The following is a 13027-nucleotide window of genomic DNA, read 5'->3' as shown; positions in this document are numbered from 1 at the left end:
GCTGTAGCGGAGGGCCGATGCGTATCTTGCTGGTGGAAGACGAGCCGGGTCTGGGGGAGGCCGTGCAGGAGCATGTGGCAAGAGCCGGCCATGCGGTGGACTGGATGACGACACTGGCGGATGCGGAGCATGCCGCGCAGACTGTTGCCTACCAGCTCATCCTGCTGGATCTGGCCTTGCCGGATGGCAGCGGGCTTGCCCTGCTGCGCGACCTCCGTGGCCTGGGCGACAAGGTGCCGGTGATCGTGCTGACGGCGCGCGACCGTATCTCCGACCGAATCGAGGGGCTGAACGCCGGCGCCGACGATTATCTGGTGAAGCCCTTCGACCTGGAGGAACTGTCAGCACGCATCATGGCGGTCAGCCGGCGCTATGCCGGCGACCCAAACCCGGTTCTGCGGCTGGGGGATATGGAAATAGACCAGAGCGCGCACCGCGTGACGGTCGCGGGCGTCGTAGCGGAACTGACGGCACGGGAGTGGGCGGTACTGGAACTGCTGATGCGGCGGCCGGGCGCGCTGGTCTCGAAGGGGCGGATAGAGGATGCGCTCTATGCCTTCGGCGCCGAAATCGAGTCCAACGCGGTGGAGGTCTATGTCAGCCGGCTGCGCAAGAAGCTGGGACGGGAGGCGATCCGCACCATGCGCGGCCTTGGCTATAGGCTGGAGGCATGATGGCCCGCCCTGGCAGCATCTCGCGCCGCCTCACCCTCCTGCTGACCGGGGGCATCGTGCTGCTCTGGCTGTTGGGGGCGGCCTTTTCCGTCCTGGTCATGCACGAGGAAATCGACGAAGTGTTCGACAGCGCGCTGGAGGAAACCGCGCAATGGCTGCTGCCGCTGGCGACCGGCGCCCTGGTAGGGAAAGCAACGCCCCCGGGCCTGCTGGGCGAGCAGGATGATGACGACGAGTACCTGACCTTCCAGCTGCGCGGCCGCGACGGCGCCGTGCTGCTGCGGTCCCATGACGCGCCGGCAGAACCCTATACCCAGGCGCTCGATCTCGGATTTTCGGAAACGAATTATCACCGCGTCTATACCATCGCTTCGGGTGGCTATTTCCTGCAGGTCGCGGAACCGCTTGGCCACCGGCAGGAAGCCCTGATGGAAAGCGCCGGCGCCCTGTTGCTGCCGCTGGCCGGGCTGGTGCCGGTCAGCATCCTCATCATCCTGTGGTCGGTCAGGCAGGGACTTGCGCCGATGCGGCGGCTGCAGGGCGCGATCGGTGCGCGCGATGGCGGCAATCTGAATCCCATCGAGGATACCGGCTGGCCGGAGGAGATCGGCGGCACCGTGCAGGCGGTGAACCGGCTGCTGCACCGGCTGCGGGCGGCGCTGGAGGCAGAGCGTGTCTTCGCCGCGACCAGCGCGCATGAGCTGCGCACGCCGGTGGCGACGGCGCTGGCGCAGACCCAGCGTCTGCTGGCGGAGCTGGAAAGCGGCCTCACCCAGGAGGAGGCACAGGCGCGTGGAGGCCGGATCGAGGCGACGCTGCACCGGTTGGGCGCGCTGGTGGAAAAGCTGCTGCACCTGTCGCGCGCGGAAGCCGGCATTGGCCTTTCGGAAACCGAGAACGACCTGCTGCCGGTGTTGCGGCTGGTGATCGAGGAACTGGCAGCGCAGCCAGGGGCGGCGCGACGACTTTCCCTGACGATCACCGAGGGCGCATCGCTGCGCGCCCGCATGGACATCGACGCCTTCAGCATCGTGGTGCGCAATCTGGTCGAGAATGCGCTGGCCTATGGCGATCCCGATACGCCCGTCGAGATCGCCATGCCGGATGATCGGACGATCAGCGTGCGCAATGACTGTGCCGCCATCCCGCCAGAGATACTCTCCCGGCTGACGCAGCGCTTCGTACGCGGCAGCCGCGCCGGGAAAGGGCCGGACGGTTCCGGCCTTGGCCTCGCCATCGCCGACACAATCCTGCGCCAGACCGGTGGACGGCTGGAACTGCGGTCGCCGGTGCCGGGACAGGACGGCGGCTTCGAGGCAAGGATAAGACTTTCCGCGTGAATGCCGGACGATCCCGAAGATGGTGCCGATCGGGACGTTCCTCGGCCGGGTATTGACCCCACACCCCTAGAAGTTTGCGCTATAGCGGCTAGCGCGAAGTGCTATTGGCCTTGCCGTAGCGCGATTGCGTAAATCACTCCCAGACCAATGGAGCGGCCTTCGCCAGCTTCGATTCAATCTTACAGGGAGAGATTTCATGCAGCCGAACGGCGTGGCGGCAGCTGCCGACTATCGGGAGCTTGGGCTGTTCATAGAAGGCGCCTGGACGCAGGGAACGGCCAGTGAGGGCGAGGCGGTCATCAACCCCGCGACAGAGGAAGCGCTGGGCTATCTGCCGCATGCCTCCGCCGCCGACCTCGACCGCGCGGCCAGCGCCGCAGTCCGAGCCTTCGAGATCTGGAGCCGCACCACGCCTCTGGAACGCAAGCGCATCCTGAACAAGGCGGCGAACCTTCTGCGTGAACGCAGCAGTGCCATCGCGGTCTGGGTAACGCTGGAGCAGGGCAAACCACTGGCCGAGGCGAAGGGCGAAATCCTGGCTGCCGCCGACATCTTCGAATGGTATGGCGACGAATGTGTACGGCTCTATGGCCGGATCGTGCCGTCTCGCATGCCTGGCGCCAACCAGATGGTCATCCGTGAGCCCATCGGCCCGGTGGCTGGCTTCTGCCCCTGGAACTTCCCGGCACTGACGCCGGCGCGCAAGATTGCTGGTGCACTGGCCGCCGGCTGCACGCTGGTCATCAAGGCGGCTGAGGAAACCCCGGCCACCTGTTGTGCACTGGTCGATGCCTGCGTCGATGCGGGCGTCCCGGCCGGCGTGCTGAACCTTGTCTTCGGCAAGCCGGCGGAAGTCTCCGCCTTCCTGATCCCGCATCCAGGGATCCGCAAGATTTCCTTCACCGGCTCGATTCCGGTCGGCAAGGAGCTGGCGAAGCTGGCAGCGGACGGTGTGAAGCGCTGTACGCTGGAGCTGGGCGGGCATGCGCCGGTCCTGGTGTTCGACGACACGGAAGTGGAGCCGGCGGTGCAGGCGCTCCTGGCCGCCAAATTCCGCAATGCCGGGCAGGTCTGTGTCTCGCCCTCGCGCTTCTATGTGCAGCGTGGGTCCTACGCGACATTCGTTGAGGCCTTCACCGAAGGGGCGAAGGCGCTGCGTGTCGGCGATGGCCGCGCCGCCGATACCCAAATGGGACCGATGGCGAATGAACGCCGCCTGGCGGCGATGGAGGGGTTCGTCGCCGATGCGCGCGAGCGGGGCCTGAAGATCACCACCGGTGGCAGCCGCATTGGTAACCGCGGCTATTTCTGGAAGCCGACGGTGATCGCCGACGCCACGGATGAGTGCCGCGTGATGCGCGAGGAACCGTTCGGCCCTGTCGTCCCAATCACGCCTTTCGATACGGTCGAGGAGGGGATTGCCCGCGCCAATTCCCTGCCATTCGGCCTTGCCGCCTATGCCTTTACCGGCGTCTCAAAGCGCGCCCAGGCCCTGCGCGAGGGGGTGCGTACCGGCATGCTGGGCATCAACCACCTTGGTATCTCGCTGGCGGAGGTTCCGTTCGGCGGCGTGAAGGAGAGCGGTTACGGCTCCGAAGGCGGCACCGAGGGGCTGGAAAGCTATCTCGACACCAAGCATGTCAGTCAGCTCGACTGACCGGCCGTTCAGAAAGACAGGAAATTCAGCATGATCACCGTCATTACCCGGTTCCCGCAGCCCGTCGGCAAGTCCCAGGACGAGCTGAAAGGGATGTTCCGGCAGTCCGCACCGCGCTTCCAGACGATCGCCGGACTGGTGCGCAAATACTACTACATCGCCGACGACAACACCTGCGGCGGCGTCTATCTGTTCCGCAGCCGGGCCGAGGCGGAAACACTGTTCGACGATGCTTTCGCGGCGTCCATCATGGCGCGTTTCGGCGCGCCGCCGCGCGTCGAGTTCCTGGAGACGCCGGTCATCGTGGATAATGAAGCGGGGACGATACTGGGCGGCGACGAAGGCGTCTGATCGTCAATGCAGCGTACCGGCATAATCGCTGACGGCCTTCTTCACCATGCCGGTACGCTCGATCAGGACTGCTTCAGTCAGGTCCATCGCGGCCTTGCAGGCTGCGTTCGGCCGGGTATGACGGCGAGTTGCCATGGTCCAGGTGCGCACGATCTCCGGCTCGACGATGGGCGCAGCCGACAGGCGACCGGCGACAAGTTCCTCATAAAAGGCGACCGGCGCCAGTACGGTGAAGCCTTTTCCGGCGGCAACGAAGCGCTTCATCTCGTTGATCACGTCGATTTCGAACTTGATCGTGTATTCGACGCCCAGCCGCTGCGCCGTGCTGTGAACCAGCGAGCGCAACCCGTTTTCCGGGTGCGACATGATCAGCGGGTAGCGCGGCAGGTCATGGAACGGAACGACCGCGCCAGGAGCGAAAGCGCCGGGCGGGCCAACGACGTAGAGCGTTTCCTCACAGACCTCATGTGTATCGATATGCGGCAGCTCCTGGTTGCTGAACAGGACGGCCGCGTCGATCCGGCCATCGATCAGCCATTCCGCCAGATACGCGCTCATTGCCTCCCGGATATGCAGGGTCACGCCATCATAGTCACGCTGCATCGTCGTCAGCAGCGGCTGGGTGATCAGCGGGCTGACCGGGATCGGCAGCCCAAGCATCACATCACCCTCCGGCTTGCCGGGGCTGATGGCGTCTACCAATCGGTCCATCTCCTCGACAACGCGACGCGCGTGCGCCAGCAGCTTCCGGCCATCCGCCGTGAGTTCGACGCCGCGTGTGGTCCTGTCGAGCAGCTGGGTTCCGAAGCTCTGCTCCAGATTCCGCACATGCTGGCTGAGCGCCGGCTGGGCGATATGCAGGTGATTTGCCGCACCGGTGAAGCTGCCTGCTTCCGCGATGGCAATGAAATATCGCAGATGCCTGATATCGATCGAGTAACGGCTCATCGTCGGAGTCACAATCGCGAAGCCGGGAAGCCGCTTCGCGCCAACTGGGTGTACAGGAGTATGTATCGATGACAATTCCATTTACTGTATATTGGTCTTTCCGCAGCCCCTACAGCTATCTCGCCACCGCGCGTCTCGTTGCCTTCGCGGCGGAGTACGATGTCGATGCACAGATTCGCATCGTCCGGCCGCTGGCCTTGCGCGAACCGGCCTATTTCGACCGGATGGGGCCGCTTCACCGCCCTTACTTCTTCCTCGACACCAAGCGCCAGGCGGACTTTCTTGGTCTGCCCTTCCGGCGCCCGGTTCCCGATCCCATCCAGCAGGATCCTGTCACACTGAAGATCGCCAAGGACCAGCCGTTCATCCGCAACATCTCGCATCTCGGCGTTGAAGCTTGCAGGCAGGGGCACGGCCTGGCCTATGCGGACAACATCTCGCGCCTGCTGTGGGATGGCAGCGTCGATAACTGGGACAAGGGCGACCACCTGGCGAAGGCAGCCGAAAAGGCGGGGCTCGACCATGAGGAGATGCAGGCGCGCATCGACAGCAATCCCGGTTGGTACGACGAGCAAATGCTGGCGAACGAGGCGGAGCTGACCGAGGCCGGCCACTGGGGTGTCCCCTGTTTCGTGTTCGAGAACGAGCCCTTCTTCGGGCAGGACCGCTTCGACACTTTCATCTGGCGGTTACGGCAGAACGGCCTGCGCAAGCGCGGACAGCCAGGCGCATGATCGCAATTTGCCTCAGATTCTTCCGGCGCTTGCTCGCTAACGCGCGAAAGCGGAACCGTTATCGTCCGGAAAGGCGCTACATGCGCGGGGGAAGGGGATAGATACCCGCCTGCCGCATGGCCGGTCCGCTTCGATGAAGCGCGACTGGCATGCGCGCAAAGCTATAAGTTGGACTTATATCTTGTAGCTGTAATCCATATTGGCGAAGGCCGCGCAGCGCGGCTTAAAAAAGATCAAGCGCCACGCCGCGCAAGAAACCCAGTTGCCCCGTATCAGACACCGGCCAACAGAAGCCGGAAGGTGCCAGGGCCGGGACCCAGGGGGGAATAGTGACACCGTTTAAGCCTGCATCGCGCCGTAGTTCCGCTCATCACACGGAGCATATGCCAGGAGGACTGGCATGATTCCGATGCCCACGCGGATATTCGGTTACGCCGCTGCCGCTCTTGGACTGGCGCTGGCCGTGAATGCCATTATCGTCGCCTATGTCGGCGTTTACGATATAGCCTACACGCGCGCACTGATCGTCTATGCTTCCGTCGTTTCGGTCCTGCTGGGCTGCCCGCTGGCTGCCGCCGTGCCGAAAGAACGGACGCTGCTCCTGGTCTTTGCCTGGCTGGCCGACATAGCGGCGGTCGCCGCTTTCACCGTCGCCATCTGGTACTTCGTGAGCGCGGCGGATGAACTCTCGACCATGCTGGTGTCCTACGACAATACGGACATCTTCATCGCCTTCCTTGGTGTCTGCGTGCTGTTGGAGGCGACGCGCCGGCTGTTCGGTCTACCACTGTTCCTGTTCGTCATCGCGGCCTTTCTATATGGCTTGTTCGGTGGGTATCTGCCTTCCGCCATCGGCCATAGCGGGTTCAGCCTCGCCGTCACAATGGAAATGGTCTGGTACGGGTTCCAGGGCGTCTATGGCACGCCGCTCAGCATCGTCATCCAGGTCGTGCTGATCTTCGTCGTCTTCGGTGTGATGCTGGAAGGGACGGGGGCCAGCAACGCGCTGATCAAGATTGCCTTTGCCCTGACCGGCCGGACTCGCGGCGGCGTCGGGCACGCAGCCATCGTGTCCTCCGCTCTGTTTGGCAGCATGTCGGGCAGCGTGGTGGCCAATGTCGTCGGCACCGGCGCCTTCACCATTCCGATGATCATCCGGCGCGGCTTCAAGCCGGCCAGTGCCGGCGCCATCGAGGCGGCCGCATCGACCGGAGGACAGATCATGCCGCCGGTCATGGGGGCGGCTGCCTTCCTGATGGCTGACCTGATCGGCATGCCCTATCTGATGATCTGCCTGGCGGCATTGCTGCCGGCGCTGTTCTATTACGGCGCCCTATTTGTTGCCGTCTCGCTGGAAGCGGGCAAGGCGGGCATCCAGCCAATACCGCCAGCGCAGCGCGAGCGCATCGACAGTAAGACGGCCCTGGAATCGCTGATGTTCGTGATTCCCATCGCGGTCATCATCGCTGTGCTGGTCGCGGGCCGGTCGCCGGCTATGGCGGGCTTCTGTGCGGTGATCGCCGTTGTGGTGTCGGCGCTGATGTTCAATCCGGACCTGCGACGGAACCCGTCCCTCATCCTGAACGCCATCATCAAGGGGGGAACCGCCGGCGCGTCAATCGTCGTCGCGGTTGCCGCCATTGGCATCATCCTCGGCACGCTGAACCTCACCGGCATCGGACTCAGCTTTGCCTCTACTGTTGCAGCGCTGGGCGAGAACAACCTGCTGCTGGCGTTGGCGCTGACCGCGCTTACCTGTCTGATCCTGGGCATGGGCATGCCGACCCTGCCGGCCTATCTGGTCATCGTTCTGGTGATGGGGCGGTCGCTGCGCGAACTGGGGATAGAGCCACTGGCGATCCATCTGTTTGTCTTCTATTTCGGCGTCCTGTCCGCAATCACGCCGCCGGTGGCGGTGGCAGTCTTCGCGGCGGCTCCGATCGCGAACTCGCATCCCGTCGCCACGGCGCTTGCGGCGCTGCGACTGGCCTTCATCGGCTTCGTCATCCCGTTCGTCTTCGTGATCGAGCCCAGCCTGCTGCTGGTGCTGGACAGCTTCGATCTGGGCCAGTTCCTCATCGCCATTCTGGCCCTGAGCGTCGCCATCCTGGCGCTGTCGACAGCCTTCTATGCCTATGACGGTGCGGCCCTGTCGCGGATGCATTGCCTGTTTCGGGGGGCGCTTGGCCTGGCACCGCTAGCGGCGCTGCTCAGCGACCGTTTCGAGCTGGAGGTTACCGTCGCCTCAGCATTCCTGCTCGGCTTGTCCATGCTGCTCCGGCAACGGCAGCGGCGCTTCGTGCCCGGCTGACGCCTTTGAAGCAACCTGTTCCAAAAACTGAAAAAGTGCCCGTGAAGGGCAGGGAGGATAAAATGAGGAAACTGAAAGCCATCGCACTCTCCGGCGCGATGCTTGCTACCATCGCCGGGGGCAGCGCCGTCGCCAGCGCAAGTGACCAGGTCTATCGCTGGCAGACCATGTCGCAATCCTCGACCGATATGGTGTTCGCCATCGCCGCGACGGAATTGCTGCGCGACAAGCTGGGCCACAAGGCGCAGATCACCACGGGCCGTCCGCTGGTGCGCCAGGCTGTGGATGCCGCCAAGGAGAACCTGGAATTCCTGACCACGGCCTCGTCGGTCAATCACTTCATGCGCAACGGCATCAACATGTACGCGAAGATGCCGGAGGCGCCGGAGCTGTTCAAGAATCTGCGCATGATTTTGAACTACCCGCTTGGTGCCTATCATATGGTGGTCTGGGCCGACAGCGGCATCACCGAGATGAAGGACCTGAAGGGCAAGCGGATCTTCCTCGGCCCGCCGGGCGGTGCTGCGACCGTGACTGCGGTGCAGATGCTGGACGCGGCCACCGGCTTCAAGGCCGGCTCGGACTTCACCCAGCTGAACGTGGACTGGAATTCCGGCATGCAAGCCTTCCAGGACCGTCAGGCTGATGCCCACATGTCACCGAAGGCACTGCCGGATCCCGCCATCGTGCAGCTGGCGACGCTGGGCAAGATCCGGCTGCTGAGCCTGCCCGAAGCCGCCCTTGACGCCGACAGCATCAAGAAGGCCATGCAGATACCCGGGCGCGTCGTCACCGAGATTCCGAAGGACCTCTATGGCGCCAACCAGGTCAACGAGGAGAACATCCGCACATTGCAGACCATGGTCGGGCTTGGCACCCACAAGGGCATGTCCGAGGAAGTGATCTACAACGTGACCAAGACCATTCTGGAGAACAACGCCGCCCTGAAGGCGGAGGCTCAGTGGATGGGCGTCATCAAGGCCGAGAATGCGCTGGCCGAGATGAACGCGCCGCTGCATGTCGGCGCCTATCGCTACTACAAGGAGCGCGGCGTGGCGATCCGCGACGAGCTGGTCCCGCCGGAAGCGAAGATGTAAGCGCGCAAGCACACCAATACGCTACCTGTTTCATACGAGAGACCGGGAGCGAGACCTCTAACCGAATTCATGATCCCGAACCGGGACGGACGGGCCAGCACGGCCGTCTGTCCCGCCGGGAAGGTTCGCGCCGAAAGGACCCCAGATGGGACGCAAGATTCTCTTTATCACCACCGATCAGCAGCGTCATGACGCCCTGGGCTGCAATGGCGGCAAGGTCGCCCGGACACCTGTCGTCGACGGCCTCGCCGCCACCGGCATCAATTACAAGCGCGCGCACAATCAGAATGTGGTCTGCATGCCGGCGCGCTCGACTATGCTGACAGGACAGCATGTGCGCACCCACGGCGTCATCGCGAACGGCATCCCGCTGCCGGAGGATACGCCCGATGTTGTCCGCCTGCTGCGGGAGCAGGGGGGCTACCGCACCGCCCTGATCGGCAAGGCGCATTTCGAACCGTCCTCGGCGCCGGGCGGTCCTTATTTCGAGAATTATGCCGCGTCAAAGGGCCTGCACGGGCCCCATCGCGGCTTTGAATATATGGAGCTGTGCGCCCATACCGGCCGCGCCGGGCGCAGCCTCTACCACTATCCGAAATGGCTGCAGGAGAATCACCCCGACGAGGTGGATTTCTTCCAGGAGTATGTGACGCCGGAGAAGACCATTAGCTGCAAGCGCGGCGGCGATACCGGCGCCATTCAGGTCTGGCACAACCATATCCAGCGCGAGCATTACCACACCGACTGGACGGCCGACCGGGTGATCGACTGGTTGGGCAAGCTGGACGAGGAAGAAGACTGGTTCGTCTGGATGAGCTTCCCCGACCCGCATCATCCGTGGGATCCTCCTTCTTCCGAGCTGAAGCGCGTAAACTGGCGCGATCTTGACCTTCCCGATGGCTATCCGGGCAGCGTCGAGGCGACGATAAAGATGCTGGAAGGCAAGCCGCGGCACTGGCTGGACTGGTATCTCGGCAAGGCGCAGTTCAACTACGAGTTGCCACCCGAATTCGTGCCTGCCGAGATGACGGCGGACCAGATTCGCGAAGTCAACGCCATGTGCCACATCGAGAACGAGCTGATCGACGAGGCCATCGGTCGGGTCCTGTCCTATATCGACACCCGCGGCTGGGGGCAGGAGACGGACATCCTCTATACTGCCGACCATGGCGAATTCCAGGGCGATTTCGGCATGATGTTCAAGGGGCCATACCATGTCGACGCGTTGATGCGGCTGCCGATGGTCTGGCGCCCCGCACCGGTCGCCGCCGTCGCCCCGTCGGTGGTCGAACAGCCGGTTGGCCATGTCGATCTGGCGCGCACCTTCTGTTCGATCGCCGGCATCGCCCCCGATCCGCGCATGCAGGGGGCCGTCATGCCGACCAGCGAGGATGGCACGCGGGAGCGCGTCATTACCGAATGGGATGGCGGCTATAACGGTCACAGCATCCATCTGCGGACGCTATACCGCGACGGGTATGTGCTGACGGTCTGCGAGAAATCCACCGTGCATGACGGCACGGAGGGGGAACTGTATGACCTTAGCGAAGACCCCCGGCAGTGGGTCAATCTTTGGTCCGATCCGAAATATGCCGCTTTGAAGAGCGACCTGATCGCGGACCTCTATGACAATCTGCCGGAGGCGCGGCAACAGCCGCTGCAGCAGGTGGCGCTGGTCTGATCGTGTCGTGGACAGCCCCGTGCCAGGCCGCAATTAGACTGGTACGGGGTAAGCCTTTCATTTCCGCGTTTTAAACGACCTTGCGCTCAGTCCTGCGATTATGTGCAGTTTGTCTTGGCTTGTAGATTTAGGCGGATGAATTGAGAACAAACGAACGGTACGGTTAGCTCCGGCTGACTTTTTGAAGTACTAGCCTGCAAACAACCTTTGCGCTCATCCTTGTGGTATTTACAGGCCACATCTAAAGAATCGCGGGCTGTTCACGTTTGGCCCGCAAAAATCTCCGGATAATTGCTGGAATTCATCCCGTACCAATCAAACGGGAAGGGTTCTAACGCGGATCACGCCCCGGCTTCGGCTTGTAGCTCTTTTTCTTGCCCGGTTTCGCGTTGGGCTTTCCATAGGGCTTGCCCCTTGGCTTTTCGGACGCAGCGACGGCGTCCTCGGCCGGGCGGAAGCCATTGTCTGGCTTGCCATACGGCTTGCGGGACTGCTTCGGCCCTTGGTGGGAATAGTCACGAGCGCGTGGTCCGGGCGAGGCAGGGCGGCCAGGACTTTCGGCGCGGGTAATGGTCACGCCTTTCTCGCCGCTGCCATTGGCGGTGATGGCCGCCTCGAAGCTCTCCAGCATGGCGGGCGATATCTCGAACTCGGTCGTGGTGTCGCCAACCTTGATCGAACCGACAGCGGCCTTGGTGACATGGCCGGCCTTGCAGATCATCGGCAGCAGCCAGCGCGGCTCGGCCCGGTGCTTGCGGCCCAGCGAGATGCGGAACCAGATACCGTTCTGGAAACGGTCGCTGCGTTCCGGCCTTTCGGTAGGCTCGCCGCGCTCCCGCCGCGTACCGCGTTCTGAGCGGCTGATCGCCTGCGATCCCTCCTGGGCCTCCGACAGTTCCTCCGGCGCGGGGCGGGCGGCCATCTGCTGGCGCAGGAAGGCGGCGGCGATCTGGTCGGCGCCATAATTGGCTAGCAGCTTACCGATGAAGTCGGTCTCATCCTCCTGCGGGGCGGCGAACAGGCCTTCATCCGCCAGGATCTGCGCCTGCGCACGCGCGGTGATCTCGGCCGGGCCGGGGGCCGGCTCCATGGTGGCGTCCAGCTTGGCCAGCTGCATCAGCCGGCGGGCAGCGTTGCGACGGAAATAGGGGACGATCAGCGCGCAGACGCCCTTGCGCCCGGCGCGTCCGGTACGGCCACTGCGATGCAGCAGCGTTTCCGGGTTGGTCGGAAGGTCGGCATGGATGACGAGGTCGAGGTTCGGCAGGTCGATGCCGCGCGCCGCAACGTCGGTGGCGACACAGACCCGCGCCCTTCCATCGCGCATCGCCTGCAGGGCGTTGGTGCGCTCGGCCTGGGTCAGCTCGCCGGACAGCGCCACGACACGGAAGCCGCGATTGGCCAGCCGGCTGGTCAGATGCCGCACGGCATCGCGCGTGCCGCAGAACACCAGGGCATTCTGCGAATCATAATAGAGCAGCGCATTGATGATCGCGTTCTCGCGCTCGGTCGGCGCCACCATCAGCAGCCGGTAATCGATATCCTCATGCGGCTGGCTTTCGGCAACCGTGGACAGCCGAACGGCATCGCGCTGGAAGCGCCTGGCCAGCTGCACGATGGGCCTGGCGAAGGTGGCCGAAAACAGGAAGGTGCGGCGTTCCTGCGGGGCGGCGGCGAGGATGAATTCGAGGTCTTCCCGGAATCCCAGATCGAGCATCTCGTCGGCTTCGTCCAGCACCACGACGCGCAGGCCGGAAATATCCAGCGAGCCGCGGGTGATGTGGTCGCGCAGGCGTCCCGGCGTGCCGACGACGATATGCGGCCCGTCGGCCAGCGCCCGGCGTTCCTGGCGCATGTCCATGCCGCCGACACAGGAACCGATGCGGGCACCGGCCTTGGCATAGAGCCACTGCAATTCGCGCTGTACCTGCATCGCCAATTCGCGAGTCGGTGCAATGACCAGCGCCATCGGCACGGAAACCGTATCAAGCACCTCTGCGTCACCCAGCAGGACAGGCGCCATGGCCAGCCCGAAGGCGACGGTCTTGCCGGAGCCGGTCTGGGCCGAGACCAGAAGGTCAGAATCCCGGGCATCCTCGCCCAGCACGGCCATCTGCACGGCGGTCAGCTTATCATAGCCACGTTCGGTAAGAGCGCTGGCAAGGGCCGGCGCCATGGAATCGAAAAAGGTCACGTAAGAATCGTCCAATCAATAAGGCTGCCGACCCTGCCGT

10 protein-coding genes are annotated in these 13027 nt (G+C 63.8%); 8 read left to right on the top strand and 2 right to left on the bottom strand.

Annotated elements, in window-relative coordinates; translation table 11 throughout:
• Positions 1 to 17 precede the first annotated feature (17 nt).
• From P24_RS10205 to P24_RS10190, 4 genes are all read left to right on the top strand, one after another.
• Positions 18 to 674: a response regulator gene (locus P24_RS10205; RefSeq protein ID WP_008944637.1), complete on the top strand. Its 657-nt coding sequence runs from the start codon at positions 18 to 20 to the stop codon at positions 672 to 674.
• Positions 671 to 2014 (top strand): sensor histidine kinase, encoded by a 1344-nt coding sequence (locus P24_RS10200; RefSeq protein ID WP_040707276.1) that lies wholly within the window; start codon positions 671 to 673, stop codon positions 2012 to 2014. The genes P24_RS10205 and P24_RS10200 overlap by 4 nt, the downstream gene beginning before the upstream one ends.
• A 196-nt stretch (positions 2015 to 2210) precedes the next feature.
• Positions 2211 to 3671, top strand: coding sequence for an NAD-dependent succinate-semialdehyde dehydrogenase (locus P24_RS10195; RefSeq protein ID WP_008944635.1), 1461 nt, complete (start codon positions 2211 to 2213; stop codon positions 3669 to 3671).
• Positions 3672 to 3701: 30 nt separating this feature from the next.
• The gene (locus tag P24_RS10190) at positions 3702 to 4022 is read left to right on the top strand and encodes a hypothetical protein (protein ID WP_008944634.1); all 321 of its coding nucleotides are present in this window, start codon (positions 3702 to 3704) and stop codon (positions 4020 to 4022) included.
• Between the two features lie 3 nt (positions 4023 to 4025).
• On the opposite strand, the gene P24_RS10185 is transcribed toward P24_RS10190, so the two are convergent.
• Entirely contained in the window at positions 4026 to 4970 is a 945-nt protein-coding gene (locus P24_RS10185; RefSeq protein ID WP_008944633.1) for a LysR family transcriptional regulator, read from the bottom strand.
• A gap of 68 nt (positions 4971 to 5038) precedes the next feature.
• Between P24_RS10185 and P24_RS10180 the strand changes: the two genes are divergently transcribed.
• The 4 genes from P24_RS10180 to P24_RS10165 all read left to right on the top strand — a co-directional run bounded on the left by P24_RS10180 (position 5039) and on the right by P24_RS10165 (position 10793).
• On the top strand, positions 5039 to 5704 hold the full coding sequence (locus tag P24_RS10180; protein WP_008944632.1) for a 2-hydroxychromene-2-carboxylate isomerase: 666 nt from the start codon (positions 5039 to 5041) through the stop codon (positions 5702 to 5704).
• Between the two features lie 400 nt (positions 5705 to 6104).
• Entirely contained in the window at positions 6105 to 8015 is a 1911-nt protein-coding gene (locus tag P24_RS10175; RefSeq protein ID WP_008944631.1) for a TRAP transporter permease, read from the top strand.
• 62 nt (positions 8016 to 8077) lie between these two features.
• Positions 8078 to 9112 (top strand): TAXI family TRAP transporter solute-binding subunit, encoded by a 1035-nt coding sequence (locus P24_RS10170; RefSeq protein WP_008944630.1) that lies wholly within the window; start codon positions 8078 to 8080, stop codon positions 9110 to 9112.
• A gap of 145 nt (positions 9113 to 9257) precedes the next feature.
• Entirely contained in the window at positions 9258 to 10793 is a 1536-nt protein-coding gene (locus P24_RS10165; protein ID WP_008944629.1) for a sulfatase family protein, read from the top strand.
• 331 nt (positions 10794 to 11124) lie between these two features.
• Here P24_RS10165 and P24_RS10160 read toward each other — a convergent pair whose 3' ends face one another.
• Positions 11125 to 12987, bottom strand: coding sequence for a DEAD/DEAH box helicase (locus P24_RS10160; protein WP_008944628.1), 1863 nt, complete (start codon positions 12985 to 12987; stop codon positions 11125 to 11127).
• Positions 12988 to 13027 lie beyond the last annotated feature (40 nt).

The sequence above is a fragment of the Oceanibaculum indicum P24 genome (genome assembly GCF_000299935.1).
GTDB lineage: Bacteria > Pseudomonadota > Alphaproteobacteria > Oceanibaculales > Oceanibaculaceae > Oceanibaculum > Oceanibaculum indicum.
Note: the sequence above shows the minus strand (reverse complement) of the source record. Positions and strands in the feature narration are given on the sequence as shown.